This window comes from Marinitoga sp. 1197 (assembly GCF_001021165.1).
Lineage (GTDB): Bacteria > Thermotogota > Thermotogae > Petrotogales > Petrotogaceae > Marinitoga.
On record NZ_AZAY01000049.1, the window covers coordinates 1 to 17708 of the forward strand.

The 17708-nt window shown below is 24.9% G+C and carries 18 protein-coding genes and 2 pseudogenes; 17 read left to right on the forward strand and 3 right to left on the reverse strand.

Going from position 1 to position 17708, the window contains the following annotated elements:
• Positions 1-1181: 1181 nt before the first annotated feature.
• Together X275_RS10565 and X275_RS10570 are read left to right on the forward strand one after the other, a co-directional pair.
• The gene (locus X275_RS10565) at positions 1182-2216 is read left to right on the forward strand and encodes a hypothetical protein (protein ID WP_047268778.1); all 1035 of its coding nucleotides are present in this window, start codon (positions 1182-1184) and stop codon (positions 2214-2216) included.
• Positions 2194-2778: a hypothetical protein gene (locus tag X275_RS10570; protein ID WP_047268779.1), complete on the forward strand. Its 585-nt coding sequence runs from the start codon at positions 2194-2196 to the stop codon at positions 2776-2778. Before X275_RS10565 ends, X275_RS10570 begins: the two co-directional genes overlap by 23 nt.
• 5 nt (positions 2779-2783) lie before the next feature.
• Here X275_RS10570 and X275_RS10575 read toward each other — a convergent pair whose 3' ends face one another.
• The 3 genes from X275_RS10575 to X275_RS10585 form a co-directional block, all read right to left on the reverse strand.
• Complete coding sequence (locus X275_RS10575; protein WP_335337392.1) at positions 2784-3329, reverse strand: transposase; 546 nt, start codon at positions 3327-3329, stop codon at positions 2784-2786.
• Between the two features lie 311 nt (positions 3330-3640).
• A complete protein-coding gene (locus X275_RS11230) occupies positions 3641-4135 on the reverse strand; it encodes an IS110 family transposase (RefSeq protein ID WP_052913886.1) in 495 nt (164 codons plus the stop codon).
• Between the two features lie 235 nt (positions 4136-4370).
• Positions 4371-4964, reverse strand: coding sequence for an IS110 family transposase (locus tag X275_RS10585; protein ID WP_047266671.1), 594 nt, complete (start codon positions 4962-4964; stop codon positions 4371-4373).
• 1181 nt (positions 4965-6145) lie between these two features.
• Between X275_RS10585 and X275_RS10590 the strand changes: the two genes are divergently transcribed.
• From X275_RS10590 to X275_RS10640, 15 genes and pseudogenes are all read left to right on the forward strand, one after another.
• Entirely contained in the window at positions 6146-6679 is a 534-nt protein-coding gene (locus tag X275_RS10590) for a hypothetical protein (RefSeq protein WP_052913888.1), read from the forward strand.
• A 30-nt stretch (positions 6680-6709) separates the two neighbouring features.
• Positions 6710-7915 carry an ISL3 family transposase gene (locus tag X275_RS10595; RefSeq protein WP_047268780.1) on the forward strand — a complete coding sequence of 402 codons (1206 nt, stop codon included), beginning with the start codon at positions 6710-6712 and terminating at the stop codon, positions 7913-7915.
• A gap of 170 nt (positions 7916-8085) precedes the next feature.
• On the forward strand, positions 8086-8751 hold the full coding sequence (locus tag X275_RS10600) for an ATP-binding cassette domain-containing protein (protein WP_047268781.1): 666 nt from the start codon (positions 8086-8088) through the stop codon (positions 8749-8751).
• Positions 8723-9679 (forward strand): hypothetical protein, encoded by a 957-nt coding sequence (locus X275_RS10605; protein WP_047268782.1) that lies wholly within the window; start codon positions 8723-8725, stop codon positions 9677-9679. The genes X275_RS10600 and X275_RS10605 overlap by 29 nt, the downstream gene beginning before the upstream one ends.
• Positions 9680-10130: 451 nt before the next feature.
• Positions 10131-10331 (forward strand): annotated as a pseudogene (locus X275_RS11860) (hypothetical protein); the annotation flags it as partial.
• Between the two features lie 169 nt (positions 10332-10500).
• Positions 10501-10632, forward strand: coding sequence for a hypothetical protein (locus X275_RS11850; RefSeq protein ID WP_255350046.1), 132 nt, complete (start codon positions 10501-10503; stop codon positions 10630-10632).
• Between the two features lie 198 nt (positions 10633-10830).
• Positions 10831-11568: an ABC transporter ATP-binding protein gene (locus tag X275_RS10610; RefSeq protein WP_047268783.1), complete on the forward strand. Its 738-nt coding sequence runs from the start codon at positions 10831-10833 to the stop codon at positions 11566-11568.
• Complete coding sequence (locus X275_RS10615; RefSeq protein WP_047268784.1) at positions 11568-12320, forward strand: ABC transporter permease; 753 nt, start codon at positions 11568-11570, stop codon at positions 12318-12320. Before X275_RS10610 ends, X275_RS10615 begins: the two co-directional genes overlap by 1 nt.
• Positions 12314-13150, forward strand: coding sequence for an ABC transporter permease (locus X275_RS10620; RefSeq protein ID WP_231588332.1), 837 nt, complete (start codon positions 12314-12316; stop codon positions 13148-13150). Before X275_RS10615 ends, X275_RS10620 begins: the two co-directional genes overlap by 7 nt.
• Positions 13151-13830: 680 nt before the next feature.
• Complete coding sequence (locus X275_RS11600) at positions 13831-14004, forward strand: hypothetical protein (RefSeq protein WP_156168794.1); 174 nt, start codon at positions 13831-13833, stop codon at positions 14002-14004.
• 200 nt (positions 14005-14204) lie between these two features.
• Positions 14205-14387, forward strand: coding sequence for a hypothetical protein (locus X275_RS11605; protein WP_197072648.1), 183 nt, complete (start codon positions 14205-14207; stop codon positions 14385-14387).
• Positions 14387-15682, forward strand: coding sequence for a radical SAM/SPASM domain-containing protein (locus X275_RS10630; protein WP_047268786.1), 1296 nt, complete (start codon positions 14387-14389; stop codon positions 15680-15682). Before X275_RS11605 ends, X275_RS10630 begins: the two co-directional genes overlap by 1 nt.
• Complete coding sequence (locus X275_RS10635) at positions 15679-17013, forward strand: radical SAM/SPASM domain-containing protein (RefSeq protein ID WP_047268787.1); 1335 nt, start codon at positions 15679-15681, stop codon at positions 17011-17013. The genes X275_RS10630 and X275_RS10635 overlap by 4 nt, the downstream gene beginning before the upstream one ends.
• A complete protein-coding gene (locus X275_RS11610; protein WP_156168796.1) occupies positions 16997-17158 on the forward strand; it encodes a hypothetical protein in 162 nt (53 codons plus the stop codon). Before X275_RS10635 ends, X275_RS11610 begins: the two co-directional genes overlap by 17 nt.
• A gap of 24 nt (positions 17159-17182) precedes the next feature.
• Positions 17183-17708: pseudogene (locus X275_RS10640) on the forward strand (ABC transporter permease); the annotation flags it as partial.

Sequence of the window (17708 nt, forward strand, 5' to 3'; positions counted from 1 at the left end):
TATTTTTTCAACTATATCTTTTAACAATGTTGTTTTTCCTGCTTGTCTTAGCGCTGATACTGTAAAGTATCTCCAATTTTCTATATGGTCAAGTGCTTCTTTCATTATATCTGGTCTTTCTACATAATAACAGGTCTTTTTATCAACGGGTCCACTTGTGCAGAATCTTCTCATTATCTCACCTCCGGTGCTACACGCCTACGGCGGGTTGTAGGATTAAAATTTTTAGATTTAAATATAAAAAACATTTCTATATTTGCTCCGCAAATATACACGCTGCCGCGGTAATAGGATTAAAAATTATATTTTAAAAATAACTCTAAAAAATTTTTTAAAAACATGTAAATATTTGCAGGGCGGATATTTAACCTCTGGTGAGAATTTAGACTTTTTTATGTAATTGAATTATACCACATTGATTTTTGAATCCATATAATATTATGTTAAAATCAAATATTTGTATATTATATAATAATAGGAGTTCAAAATAATAAAAAAATCCTTAAAATTTTTTATATTCTTAAACAACTCAGTGATGAGTTTTTTCTTGCAATGTAAAATAAATAGCCATCGCTAGAAAACATACCTTCGGTAGAATATGGAAGATTATTATACAAATTATTTATCAGATTTTTTTCTGAAAAATCTGATAACATCAAATAAAAAAAATACATCTAATAGCGAGAATATAAAATTGCATCAATATATTAAACAAAAACTTAACCATAAAAATATATCAGGTGATAAAATAATTATGTAAATTTATTAAATTTAAGAAAAGAAAAGTTGATTATAAATTTACTCAAAATTTACTTTATATCGTTGACTATTTTTTTTTTTTTGCTAAAATTATTGTGAATTGAATAAGTGGAAATAATATCTTTTAATTATTCAGTAACATAATATAAAAATTATACATTCATAAAATTTTATTATGAATTATTAAGTTATAAAATTCGCAATATTTGATCATAATATTATTAAATAAATCATATATACTAAGTGAGAAAAATTTTAAAAAAAATTTTAATTACACACTAATCATTAGAAAACATTAATTAAATGCATCTAATCAGATATTATATCAAAAAAATTTTCATTTATCAGACGACTGAGTGATTTTGATATCAGGATTTTAGGAAAAATTATAAAATCAAAAAAGTTTAAAGGGCGGGGAGAGAATGAAAAAAACGGTAAAAGTGTATATTTTAATAATTTTTATCAGTATTTTTTTTATATCATGTACTAAGATAGAAAAACAGGAAAAAAATATTGAAAATAATAAAGTGCCAGAAACCTTTTTAAAAAATGATATTAATATTAAAACCTCCGAGTATTATACTAAAGATGGTATTTTGGTATTTAAAAATTATTTTGAAAATGGTGAGTTAACAAAACAGGAAATATTTGATAATAAAGGTAATATAGATTATACGTTTGAAATAAATGATGAAAAAATTTACTCTATTAAAAACTCTGATGGACAAAAAGTTTCTACAAATAAAATATATTATTATTATAATAATATTAGTCATACAAAAGAATTACTTCCACTAAATAAAATATTTACATTTGAAGATTACCTAAATTCAGCAAAAAATAAAAAAGAAAAGTTTTCATTATATGATCAATTGGATCCAGGACAATATACTTATGGATATAGAATTGATACTTCACAAACTGGATATACTGATGGAGAAATGTCGAGAAAAATATTTAATGCGACTTTAAATACAATATTAAATATAGCTACAAATAAAATTGTAAATTCTATTGCTTCAAAATTAAGAAATATAATTGAATATATTCAATATACTGGAGATTTTATTTCTTATCTTAGAAGCAATTTTGTAATAACTGGAACATTAACTGAAGAAGCAAGACATTATACATTAAAAAAGGTATATGTTATACATTATGTTTCTGATAAAAATGGAAATTGGAAAAAAAGTTGGAAAAAACTTTTTGTAGTAGCTGAACGAAATTACAGTAGTTTAAGAGTAATTGTTAAAGGAAAAATAAAATATAAATATAATGATAATGGTACAATAGAAACTAGAGAAAAACTCGATGGAACTGTTATAACTAAAGAAAATCTTGATATAAAAGATTCTCCAAATTATAATAAACTTTCAAAATTATGTTTAATAGCAAAGGAAAATTATTTAAATTACATAAATGGTGGGATATATAATGTTTGGTATGAAAAACCATAATATATTATTTAAAGTATTTTTTTATTTTATATTTGGATTGTTATTGTATTTTCTGATAATATTTATATATAATATATATTTTAATCCATTATATATATTAAAAAAATATTATAATGCAATGTTTCATGCCAAAATATATTATGATAGTCTTCTTAATGATAATACTGTTTCTTCAAATACTATCGAAAATTCTTTTAAAGCATATTTGAATAAAATGATAGAAGAAAGGAAAAAATATGTTTTAGAACCTGAAAAATCAGGAAAATTTATGGAAGAATATTATATTCACCTGGATGAAAATATTGAAAATATTTTAAATACTGATGGTGGTGCAGAAATAAATATTAAAAAAGTTAAGAGGGGATATATCGTACATCTTTTAAATGAAATATTAGTATCTTATGATTTAGATTCTAAAGGTAATATAATAAATAAAGAAATAAAGAAAGAAGAACTTAAAAAAATAAAATATCCAGAAAATGCAGAAATTACATTTTATATTGTGAGGACATGGAAAGGATTAAAAATCGATTGGATGAAATCTGTATATTTGTTAAAATAAAGTGACTATCTAAATTGGAGATGTACGTTTTCGATTGGATTTGTGGTATATATCAGCTTCCTAATAGGTTTTGAATATTTAAAGTAAGCAAGTTCCCAATTGTTTTTCCATATTTGTACTGCTATGGGGTGAGTTTTGCCCCATTTTTTTTCAAATTCCTCAAGCGCTGTCTCAGCTGCTTCAAGATTTGGAGCCTGGTATATAGGTTTCAAATCCTTAGTGATTTCCTTTCTATATTTATGAGGGACATATTTAAAAGTATTTCTCAATTGATGTACAATACACATTTGAACTTCAGTTTTTGGAAATGCGGCATGAATTGCATCAACAAAACCTGTTAATCCATCTACAGAAGCAATTAAAATATCCTTATAACCATCAAGATTAATACCAATAACGTTATATATAACTTTTTTCCTTACAATACCATCTTCCTTTACTGAATAAAATGAAGTGTCCAAATATACGATAGCATATACTTCTTCCAAAGGTCTATTTTTCCAGTCATTAATCAAAGGAATTACAGTATTAGTAATTATACTAGGGTGTATTCTCTAAAAGATCAAGAAGTTAAAGTTAAAAATATGTTAAGAAATATTTTAGAGAATTTTTAAAATTACCCCACTATTACAGCAAACATTATCGCTGCAATTGTTTAGAAAAATTATAATTTTTATATAAGTTAATTTTAAAATTATAAATTTGAATATTAGTAGATTAAATGATTATGCATTTTTTAATAGTCTTGATCTAAAGTATTTATAGTCGAATACTGTATTATTAGTCCATAACGTATAAACTAATTCAGCTAATTTTCTTACTATAGCAATTTCAGCCACTTTTGTATGTTTTCCTCTTTTAATTAAATCATGGTATTTTTTCGATATTCTGGCATTAATTTTAAAACTCTCTCAGCCCATAATGTAAATGTATGTCTTAAGTGCTTGTTACCTTTTTTTGATATTTTTTTGTTTCTTTTATATTTACCTGATTGAGATACTGTAGGATCAAGTCCTATGTACGAAACGAAATGTTTTTTAGTTTTAAAACGAGTAATATCTCCTACTTCTGATATTATTGTAAATGGAGTTACTAATTCACCTGAACCTGGGATTGAAGTTATCGCTTTATATGCCTGAATATACTTGTTTTCTATTTTATTATTATCATTATTATTATTATTATTCTCGTTATTATTCCTATTCCTATTATTATTATTATTATCACTGTTATTGTTACTATTGTTATTACTATCGCTATTGTCAAGAACATTATTTATTTCATTAATATCGAGAGTGTTAAGTAGTTCATTTGAAATTCTCTGTATTTCTTTTTCTAATATTTCTATCTGTTCCATATGATTCTTAATTAATTCTATTTTTGATTTGATTATTATAGCAGAAGTGTCATGTTCTATTCCTATTGAATGTTTTAAATCATTTATTACATCTAATGCTTTTTCTTTATTCCAGAAGCATCGCTTCGCGAAAAATTATTTTAATTATAATATTTGATTTAGATCAATATTTTAAAAATGAAAATAATAAAAAATCTTTAAATATCATTGTATAAAAGCTAAGCTTTTATACATTTTATGAAGCAAGTAAATTTATGACTTTTCTTTTGTGTTTCATTATTGACTTTAATGTAGGATATCTTGATAATAATTTTAGTAAAACGGGAGATTTCATATCTGAGAAATGCTTTAATAATTCAGGCATATATAATTTTAAATCCTCTTTTAATCGCACCTGTAAAGAAGTAAAAGTTTTAACAATTGACTTTCTTGCTCTAAGCAAATTTCTTAACTCTAAAACTAAATCCTCAGGTTCAGATGATTTAATTACATAATCACTTAATAAATATACAGCTTTAGCAATGTTTTTAGCATCGATCTTATCAGTTTTTGAATGGCTAAATGCTCTCATGAAATTCTTGAGAGAATATGGGTGTAATACCAGAATATCAATACCTCTTTTGTTTAAAAATTGTTTTAAAGGAATATGGTAGGTGCCAGTGGCTTCCATTGCTATCATATATTCATCTTTAACGTGTTTAACAACTTTTAGAAGAAATTTATTAAAACCATCATATGACTGTTCAAAAACAAAGTGTTTAAACTTTTTACCATCAAAAGTAGCAACATCAAATTTTTTTGAAGAAATATCAATGCCGATACTTATCATATGGAATACCTCCTTTCGTCATATGACCATGCTTTGTACAAGCTTAACGCTTAATTCTCTAAAACATGCTAAAAGGAGTTGATAACTACAGCCTCCAAGCTTTTAAAGCTTAGTCTAAAAAAAGTATCTTTCTCCATATGATTATTGTAAGAATCATTGTCTTAAAAATTATTTTGTTTTAAATTATCAGATATATTTTAAATTCTGTCTTTTAATGTATATTATGCATATATTATCAATAATAGTATATCCTATATCTATTATTATATAACTTAACAAAAACTATTTTCAATTAATTTTAATCATGATATTATCTATTAATTTATTTTCTTTTTCTATTTTAATTATACACGGTCTAAAAAATCTCAAATGAAACGAAGGCTCGAAAATTGTCCTTACACGCTTACAGCGGGTAATCGGAATAAATAATTTTTATTATATAATATTATAAATCCTTTCCCCTTAGATTTTTTATAAAAAATCTAAGCGTAAAATGAAAGCCGTCAAAATTACAAGGATGTAGTGCCGCGAAACAATACACGATGTATTGTTTGAGCGACAGCTGAGAATGAATAATTTTAAGGATAAGCAATCAAGCTGCCTGAGTGAATTTGACTTTTTAGACATCGTATTTATGATTATAGTCATCAAAATTAAATAAAAAAATAACAACAAAAATATATCAAGTGATATAATAATTATGTAAAAATTTTTAATTTTAGAAAATAAAAAACTATTATAATTTTACTTAAATTTTACATAGTATAGTTGACTTCTTTTTTGTTTTTTTGCTAAAATTATTGTGAATTGAATAAGTGAAAATAATATCTTTTAATTGTACAGTAACATAAAATAAAAACTATACATATATTGAGTTTTATCTTGAATTATTGAGTTATAAAATTCACAATTATACTTTTAATGTAAACGTAAAGAAGATGTCTGTTTCATACAAATGTCATATATAAATCAAAATAAATTTGTTTGATTTTATTCTTCATCAACAAACTCAATTAATCCTCAATTTCAACAAGAAATTTAGAAATAAAATTTCTGATTAACAACAAGTTTGTCGTAATTATTATATCAAAAATTATTAAAATTTTTGATTTTTCAGCCGGCTGTTAGCAGTCTTCTTTATTCTGGTGCCAGATAAAAATCTAAAAATCAGGAGGGATTGTATGAATAAACGTATTTTTATAATATTTTTTGTAATTTTTGTAAGTTTGACAGTTTTTTCAAATGGTGTAATTTATAATGGAAATCCAAAATTACATAAAAGCTCAATATTTAATTATGAGCAACTACAAAAAAGACAATTAGAAATTTTAAAAATTTACGAAACCAATAAAACTGAAAGTGGTCCGTTGATTTTTAATAAAAATACAAAAAAAATTACAAATTATTCTTCTAATATTTTTACTTACCGTACAAGTTTGTATAGAGGAAGTTTTATGCTATGGTCAAGAGATAATATTGAATGGCGAAGCAATGGAACAAAAATTATTTCTAGTAGTGGATGGCAAGAAGTCGGATATGTATTTCCGAATATAGTTCATGCGAAAGGAATTGTATTGATATCTAAAACATCAACATATCATAAATATCGAACAATGAAAACCATAGGAGCTGGAGTTGTGACACCCTGGGGAGATGTAAAAATTGGTTCTCTTCCAAAACAAGTGGGTAAAAAAAGAAAAAATATGATATTATAAGAGTGGAAGAAAAAAAGGAGGAGGACCAAAATGATAAATGAATTGCCAAGATTTTTTGAAAAAATACTAAATATAAATGAACCATGGAGAATAGAAAAAATAGAACAAGAGGGGAATAAAGTAAACATATATGTAAATTTCAAAAGAGGAGCGAAATTTGAAATAAACGGGAAGAGATATGGAGTCTACGATACAGTCAAAAAGACATGGAGACATTTAAATTTATTTCAATATGAAACGTATATACATGCAAGAGTACCAAGAATAAAAACAGAAGATGGGATAAAAATAATAGAAGTTCCTTGGTCAAGGCCAAATAGTGGATTTACATTATTATTCGAAGCATTTGTATTAGAAATGTATCAACATATGACAGTAGCAGAAATATCTAAGAAATATAAAGTGACAGAAAATAGGATATGGAGGATATTAGAATATCATGTAATGAAAGAACTAAAAAAACAAGACTTTTCAAAAGAACCAATAAAAATATTATCAGTAGATGAAATAGCAAGAAAAAAGAATCATGTATATGTAACGAATTTCGTTGATGTTGAAAGAGGAAAAGTAGTCTTCATAGCGAAAGGAAAAGATGCAAAAACATTTAAAAAATTTAAAACTAAATATATAGAAAAAAAAGGAAAAGTGTCAGATATAAAAACAATATGTATGGATATGTCAGTAGCTTTTAAATCGGGAGCGAAAGAACATTTTCCAAAAGCAAAATTAGTATTTGATAAATTTCATATAATAAAATTATTAAACGAACAACTGGATAAAATAAGAAAAAGAGAAAGTAAAGACTACAAAGATATATTAAATAAAACAAAATATATATTCTTAAAAAATCCAAAAAATCTAACAAATAACCAAAAGGAAAAACTTGAACAATTGATGGAATACAAATATCTTGATACAGTAAAAGCATATTCATTAATTTTAGAATTCAAAAAAATATTTGATTATAGAAAACCAGCATATGCATCAAAAATCTTTAAAAAATGGCATGAAAAAGCATTAAATTCAAATATTCCAGAAATGAAAAAAGCAGCTAAGAGTTTATATAAACATATAAAAGGTATTCTTATGCATTTAAAAACAGGATTAACCAATGCTAAAATTGAAGGTATGAATTCAAAACTTAGAACTTTTACTAAAAGAGCTTATGGTTTTAAATCTTTTAAATATTTATCCATTACTATTTTTTTGGCTTTAGGTAAATTGTCTTTTTCTTAATTACCCACTCTTTTCGTGGGAGAACCTAAAAATTTATAGTCGTGATGTTATAGATTATGTTATTATTTACGCAAATGGTAATTATAATTGGTATTAAAATAACTTTCACATTATTTAAAATCAGGAAGGTATGGAAATACCTTCCTGATATAATAAGGAGGTAATTAATATTGATAACAGTAGAAAATCTAACAAAGTCTTATGGAAATAATTTGATTTTTGAAAATGCTAATATTTTGATTCCAGAGAATAAAATAACATTGTTTATAGGGGCAAACGGAAGCGGGAAAACCACATTATTAAAATGTTTATTAAATTTGGAAGGTTATAAGGGTAAAATTTTATATAATAGGAAACATTTAAATGAAATAAGAGATACTGTATACGTTGTTTATAATGATACACCGTTATATTATAATCTCAGTGGTTATAAAAATATTGAATTATTATTAAATAAAAAAGTCAGTATTCAAAAAATAAAGGAAACATCATATAGATTTTTTAAAGATGAAATTTTAAAAGTAAAAGTAAAACATTATTCTCATGGACAGAGAAAAATTTTAAGTTTGATTATTGCAATACTTTCAAATCCAAGATACTTATTTGCAGATGAAATAGCAAACGGATTAGATTATAACACAAAACTTATATTAAAACATTTAATAAAAAAATGGTCAAAGAAAACCACTATTATTATGATGGGACATCAATTTGAATTTTATAATGATATTATTGATGAGTTGTTTGCTTTAAAAAATCATTCAATTATTAAAATTAATGATTTTAATAGATATGGTGGTGATTTAAGTGAAATATATAAAAATTTTATCCAGTAATATAAAGAAAGAAATAAAATATCAAATATATTCTGGTGTCTTTATTTTAATGATTATAACTTTGTTAATATTTTCAGGATTGAATTTGTATAATCAAAAGAAGTTAATTATTCAAAATTATAATTTGTTTGTACACACACTAAATGAAATAAAAAAATCAGGAATAAATGTTGAAAAAGTATTAATGGAACCTTTAACAGTTGAAGAAAATAACGGGATTAGCAAAATTAATAATGTTTTGAAACTTGATTATAATAATGTGGCATTGGCTGTTTATGATTTAAAAAATCCTGGGCGTATTATAACTAATACTTTGAAATATTTATCTTTTATTTTTTATTCATTTTTTTTCAGTGTATATGGGATATATATAGGAATATACGATACAAAATATAAAACTATAAAGATTAAAGCAGTTCAAAATAACTGGATGAATATATTACTATCAAAACAAATAACAATGTACATATTATCTTTTTTAATTATTTTTATTGTAGTATTTCTGTCAATCATAATAAGTTTTATCTTTTATAACACTTTCTCTTTGGATATTCCCATCAATGATTTTAAATTATTGATACAACCTTGGGATACAAATATCATTCTACAATTTATATTAAGTTTATTTCTTTCATTTATTTTTACAACTTTTGGATTTTATCTCGGAATATTATTTAGAGGAATTATGTATCCTATGTTAATTTTAGTTCTATATAATTTTATTTTCCCGATTTTTGGGAAATATGATTTAAGAAATTTAATCTCAATATTAGGTCATAAAGTTTTTGATTTTTACGGAAATTTTGTATTGTTTAAACCTGAAATGGTTTCATTAAATCTATCTATAATTTTATTATTTATCTATATTTTTATAAGTACATTGTTTACCTATACAATAGTAAAAATACAGAGTAAATATATAGATTAATAATTTTCAATTTTAGATAAGCAATCAGCAGCCTTGAGAGAAAATGGAACTGCAGTAGGGTGTCCAATTAGTAAAGCAAGCGAAAACTCGCAGATTGTCCATACACGCTACCGCGGGTATTGGTTTAAATATTTTTGATTTTATAAAAAACTTTTGAGCTATCGCTCACCTTTTCCCTTAGATTTTTTATAAAAAATCTAAGCGTAAAATTGAGTGAAGCCGAACACGGATGTGAGTCTGATACGACCGGCAAGAATGAGCTATTTTTGAGGATTAACAATCAAGGTTTGAGCGACTTTACTTTTTGGACATCGTAATTAGATGCTAAAAATGACTTTGTTCTTGATTTTACTTTGCATTGCTTCGCAAAATTTTGGTGATATAACATATAAATTATTATTATAAAACTTTTTGAAATATTATTTCATAATATTTCAATGCAGCTTATGATTCTTATGATATTTTTTCAAAGATTAAATCTTCTGGTTTTATTCCTGTTATTGATTTAAATAAAAGAAATACTAAATATTATGAATCTTATAATAGATATGTTATGAAATCTTTTAGAATTGCTTTTAAGAATGATTATAAATTACGTTGGGAGATTGAAAGAGTTAATGGTATTATGGATATGTCTTTTGGTACAGAATAAGTAAAATTAATAAAAATTATAATATTATTAAAATGTAACAATATTTATTTTTACAAATATTGTGAAATTGTGAAATTATAAAACGCTGATAAAATAAGGATTTATAAAAAATAAAAAAACACTTGAAAGTCATGTTAGAAATGGTAAAATTTAAATCAGGGGCGGGATAATGAAAAAAATAATAATATTGATACTTATAGGAATTCTGTTATTTTCAACAATCTTATTTGCAGGAGATAATGATAAAGAATACACAACCGATTCATCCAACCCTCAAATTCAGCAGGAAATTTCTGAGTAAGTTTTGAAAAAAGATCCTTATATATTATAACAAAATTTATACACCTTACCAATCGGTTGGAAAAAACTAAAAAAATTTTTTGAGTAGATATAATATTTATATTAACAAAGCAAAAAAAGATTGCTGGAAAACTTTTCATAATAAGGTATACGAGGAACTTTTAAGTTTATATTTTAAATATAAAGATCAGGTGAAAATATGAAAGTAATAGAAGCAAAAAATATTAAAAAAAGTTTTGAAAATCTTGAAGTATTGAAAGAAATTAACTTGTCAATTAAGAAAGGGGATTTTGCTGTTGTTATAGGAAAAAATGGAAGCGGTAAAAGTACATTACTTAAAATTGCAATAGGATTATTATTACCGGATGAAGGAGAAATAAAAGTTCTTAATTATGATGTTAAGACAAAATGGAAAAAATTATCAAAAGAAATAGGGGTAGTACTTACAAATGAAAGGAGTTTATATTGGAAATTAACAGCTTATGAGAATCTTGATATATTTGGAGGTATTTATGGAGTTAAAAGAAATATAAAAAAAGAAAAAATTAGATATTTGCTTGAAAAATTTAATCTTACACAATTTTCAAATATTACAGTTGAAAATTTTTCAACAGGAATGAGAAAAAAATTAATGCTATGTAAAGCTCTTATTCATGAACCAAAAGTTTTATTTTTAGATGAAATCTTAAATGGTCTTGATCCAGAAGCCGTATATGAAATGATAGAATATTTAAATGAGTTAAACAAAGAAGGATTAACGATATTTATGATTAGCCATATTCTCCATGGTTTTTCAAAAAATACGGATATATATTTTTTAAAAGATGGATCTCTCAAATTAACAACAAAGTTTGGAGATATAAAAGAAGAAAATAAAAATATTTATGATTATTTTAGAGATATCATCAAAAGTGGGGAATCTGTACGAAGGATATAATGTATCTTATAAAAAAAGACTGGCTGATAAGAAAAAAATATAAATTTGTATGGATAAATATGGCATTAACTCCATTTTTTATGATAGGGCCATATATTTTTACATCAAAATTATTTGGAAAAGTAAATTTTTCAGAAAGTATATTAATAGGAACGCTATTGTGGTACTGGTTAAATCAATATTTTTGGGGAGTAGGTGATGGATTTGGAGAAGAAAGATCCGAAGGAACTTTAATTTCCATAATAATATCCCCTGTTTCATCTTTAAAATTTCTCTTTTCCAAAGGAATTGATACATTTTTAACTAATATTTATATTACTTTATTTACCCTTATTTTCTTTGCGCTTTCTGGAATAACAACAAAATTTAGCTTATGGATATTTGTTCTTTTATCTATAAGTGGATTATATATAACGTTTTTTTCCATATTTTTTGCAGCATTAGCATTATGGAAAAAGAAAATAGGTAGTATTAATTATACACTTCAGTATTTTATAGGGCTTCTTTCTGGAATGACCAGTCCTGTAAATTACTATCCTATATATATAAAAGCAATATCATATATAATCCCAATAACTTACTTAATATCTATAGGAAGAAATATAATTCAAACTGGAAGTATTGATAATAAAAATTTATATATGCTTCTAATATTAACGATAATAAGTTTTTTATATCTTGTTATAGGAATAATAATGTTAAAAAAAGTGGAAAACTATACACGGAAAAAAGGCGAGTGGGAATCATGGTAAACAGTCTATATCTCGCAAAAGCAAATTTTTTAACAGCAAAAAAATATAAAATAGACTGGTATGGTTCATTTTTCACACCATTATTGACTATATTACCAGTATTTTTGCTTTTTTATTTTTGGGAAAAAAGTGGATTGGTTCAATTTTTTTATGGAAATACAAATACTAAAAATATATTTGGGTACATTTTAATTGGAGCAGCATATTGGAATTATATTGAAGTGTTATGGGGTGTTATATTTACATTAAGGCATTATATGAGAATAGGTCAGTTAGAAGAAATATTTTTAATGCCAATTAATCCTTTTGGATATATTTTTGGATGGTCAGTATTAGGTATATTAAAAGTTACTTTAGAATCAATTCCAATAATAATATTATCTATTTTATTTAATTTAACAACACTTAATTTTATGAATTTTATAGTATCAGTAGGTGTATTCGTTATATCAATGTTAGCATCATTTGATTTTGTATTTTTCTTTTTTGGTATTACATTACTATTTAAAGATGGAGATGAATTAGTAAGTTTAATAGGAAATGCAGCACCATTATTAGGAGGTATGTTTTTTCCAATAACTGTTTTACCAAATTTTTTAAAAATTTTTTCTTATCTTTTCCCATTTAGTTGGGGATTAGACTTAATGAGACATTTATTAATGAATACAAATACAATTTTAGAGATTAATTCAGAATATATAATATTGACTATAATATCGATAGTATATTTAATAAGCGGAATTATTACATTCAAAATTTTAGAAAAAAATCGCGTAAAAAAGGTTTTCAGGGCTTTTAATATAAGTAAAAAATGTGGATTTAATTCTTAATTTGGATGAAAAATAGACTAAACCTTAATAAAAATATATGAAATAATGGAAGAATTGTCGCAAAAAGGGAAAACGATAATATTAGCCAGTCATGACGTAAGTGAAATAGAAAAAACAGAAAGGATAATAGGGTAAAAAAAATAGTGGCAGACAAAAAAACAGAGGAAATACTCAAAAAAACAACAAAAGAAAATGAAGAAAGGTTACTGGAATTAATCAAATAAGATAAAACCAATTAATCATTAACATCAAATAATAGCAAGAATATAAAATTGCATCAATACATTAAACAAAAACTTAACCATAAAAATATATCAGGCGATAAAATAATTATGTAAATTTATTGAATTTAGGAAAAGAAAAATTGATTGTAATTTTACTTAAATTTTACATAGTATAGTTGACTTCTTTTTTTTTTTTGCTAAAATTATTGTAAATTGAATAAGTGAAAATAATATCTTTTAATTATAGAGTAACATAACATAAAAATTATACATTTTCTGAGTTTTATTTTGAATTGCTAAGGTATAAAATTATTATGTTTTCGACAATCTTATTTGCAGGAGATAATGGGAAAAAATATACAACTTATTCAATCCAAAAATTTATTCCTTTCAGCCGGCTGTTTTTTTCTAGTATCATATTTTATAAGAATTATAAAATCAAAAAGGAGAGGAAAAATGGAATTTTTGAATTATCCGAATTCTGGATATCAAACTGATTTTTGTGATAAAGACCAAAATTGCAGTTCGTGCCATAATAGTGGTTGTGATCAAAATCAGGGATGTAACCCAAGTTGCGAACCAGATTATGCCTGTCCGCCTATAAATCCTTATTGTATTCCAATAGGATAAAATATAAGAGCCTTTATAAATAAAGGCTCTATCTAAATAAAAAACTCAAAGGAGTGATTATATGGAATTTATAAATATACCTAAAAACGAATCAAATAAAGAGTTAGATTTCTGTGAAAAAAACATTAACTGTTCATTTTGTTTTAATGATATTTGCGAACATAATAAAGGATGTAATAATTGATAGAAAATAAGAAGGGATGAGAAATATGAATTTTATTAACTTTCCAAAAACAGGGTATAATTTAAATAGCTGTGGTGAAGTAAATCCTAACTGCGGAGTATGTATTGATGGGGGATGCGATTCATGTTTAGGAACATGCATGGATACATGTATTCCACCAGATTCAATGTGTATAAATTGTGGGGCAGGTGAAAAATAATGTATAAAGAATCATATTACAATTATTTTTTTGAAATAGATGAAGTTCCGGTATTGGTTAATTTAAGAACAGGAGCAATAGCAGAAGTAAAACGTGAAAATGTTCAAAAAATAAAGGAAATATTAAAAGGAAATATAGATGATGATGAATTATTTGAACAATTAAAATATGGTGGATATATTATAGAAAAAGAATATAATGAATATGAAGAAATAAAGATGAGAAATTATAGAGCACGATTTGATAATTCACGGGCAATGTTTACAATAATCCCCACATTTCAATGCAATTTCGATTGTGTATATTGTTATGAAACAAAGAGAAATAAAATAATGACAGTAGAAAAAGCAGACGAAATTGCAGAATATATAATAAACATAAGCAAAAATAAAAAAACAATCTCAATAGGATGGTTTGGTGGCGAGCCATTGATGAACTTTAAGGCAATTGAATATATAAATAAAAAGATAATAAAAGAGAGCGATGCGGAATTATTTTCATCGATGTCATCAAATGGATATTTATTAAATCATATAGATGTATCAAAATTCGATGAGTTAAAAATAAAAAATGTACAGATAACATTAGACGGAATAGAAGAAACACATAATAAATATCGACCATTAATAGGTGGAGGAAAAACATTTGATAAAATATTAAAAGGAATAGAAAGATTATTAAAAAATACAGAAAAGACAAATGTAACAATAAGGGTAAATGTAGGACCTGAAAATTATGAGAGAATAGAAGAATTATTTGATTATCTAGAGAGATTCCCAAAAGAAAGAATAAAAATATATTTTAGATGGATATTTCAGGCATCAGAAAGAAATGAAGAATTTCATATACATGTAAGGGATTTTAGAAAAGAAAATTCATTTACAAAGTTATCAAAATTATATGAAATGGCAATAAACAGAGGTTTTAAAGTAATGTTACCAATATTAGATGGAGATATGTATTGTGAATTTGATAATGTATATAATATGGTAATAGGGCCAGAAGGGGAAATATATCCATGTACAGTTGCTGTAGAGGAAGGTATGGAAATAGGGAAAATAGAAAATGGAATAATAAAATTAGAGACAAAAAAACATTTAAAATGGCATAGTTATAATGGATATGAAGATAAAAATTGTAAAGAGTGTAAAATATTACCTTTGTGTCATGGAGGTTGTAGAAATGCAGCGCTGCATGGGACCAAAGGATGTCCTGAGGAAAAACGTGAAACAGAAAGTTTTATAAAATTATGGTACAAAGTAAAAAAATCTGAGAAAAAGCTGGTGGTAAAATGAAACCATCAGCGTATAATCAATTAATAGAAAAAAATGATGGAAGCCTTCTTTTGTTTAATGGAATAACAAATGCTATATTAAAAGTAGAAAAAGAACATGTTGAAAAAATAAAAAAGATATTATCCGGTGAAATAAAAGAAGAACCAGAAATCCTGAAAAAAGGTGGATTTATAATAAAAGAAGATAAGGATGAATTGAGCGAAATAATAGCTAAATATAAAAGATTTCAATTCTCAGATAAATATTATCATTTAACTATAACAATGACAACAAGCTGTAATTTTAATTGCAAATATTGTTATCAGAGCCAGGCAAAAGAAATAAGCATAAAACCGTTTAAGATTAGAAATATAAAAGAAAATACCATAGATTCAATAATAACGCTGGTAAAAGATAAAATAGAAGAAAAAAAACCAGAGGTATTCAGTGTAACTTTCTGGGGTGGCGAGCCGTTATTGGAAAAGGAAAAAATAATATACATAAGTAAAAAAATTAAAAATATATGTGAGATAGAAGCAGTAAAATACGATTCGTTTATAATAACAAATGGATATTTGCTTAATGAAAAAACAATAAATGATTTGAAAAATGCTGGAATAGAAAAATTAATAATAACGCTCGATGGAATAGAAGAAACACATGATAAATTAAGAATATTAAAAAATGGAAAAGGAACATTTGAAAGAATATATGAAAATATAAAAATGGCAACAAAAAAAATATTTGTAAAAATAAGGATAAATGTGTTTCCACATAATATAAATAGTATAAAAAAGTTAATAGATAAGATATCCGAAGATAAATTAAAGATAGAAATTGACTTAAGGCAAGGAGAAACAACAAACAATAACAAACTAAAATCATTTACTTTAAAAGAATTTGCAAAAACAGAAAGTGAATTATATAATTATATAATAGAAAAGATAGAATATTATAACTATAATCCATTTTTAAAGATAAATCAGGCAAGATGTGATGCTACTAGTATAAATTCATTAGTAATAGATGCTGATGGGAAATTATACAAATGTTGGGGAGAAATAGGAGGTATTTCCAAAGAAATAGGTGAATTAAAAGAGAATGGAAAAATAGAATTAAATTATAGAAAAAACATATGGATTGCAATAGACCCATTTGATGAGGAATGTAAAAAATGTAAAGTATTGCCATATTGCATGGGAGGATGCATATTAGGAAAAGTTATGGCAGAAAAATACGGAGTAATAGAACACGGACGAGAAAGGTGCTTGCCGATAAAGTATAATTTAAAAGATATGATATTATTAACAGAAAAAACACATGGGAGGCGAAAAAATGGAATTCGTAAATGAACCCAAAGAAGAAAATTTATTTTCCTTTTGCGATATAGGAAAAGAAAAAGTGGAAAATTGTGATCAATGTTCTAATATGGAATGTGAACAAAATGCTGGATGTAAAGGAGAAGATAAAGGATTCTGGAATTGGTGTGATTCTTAACTCATGAAAAGAATAAAAAAATTCATGAACTACATAATAAGAGATATATTAATATGGAAAAGCTATAAAACCCAGGCAGTGCTGGGGATACTCAGTGGATTCTTAGGATTATTACAATTTGGATTCATGGGAAGGTTTATAGCTCAGGGGAACTACTTTCCAATGATAGAGCAATACGGAGGAAACATCTTAGCGTATTTCATATCAGGAAGTGTATTCATGAGTTATACAACACTGTCCCTAACAACATTTAAAAATGTAATAAGGCAGGAGCAGGTAATGGGAACAATAGAGTACCTGCTTCTATCAGAAACGCCATTATGGGAAGTATTTATATACACAATATTTTCAAGATTAATATTTACAATAATAAACACAGGAATAGTGTTTATATTTTTAATATATACATTTGATGTAGAAATAAAAATGAACATAATATCATCAATAATATTATTGGTAATAACAATGATAAGTTTAAGTGGAATAGGAATATTAAGTGCTGGATTTATAATGCTAACTAAAAAAGGAGATCCAATAAGCTGGGTATATT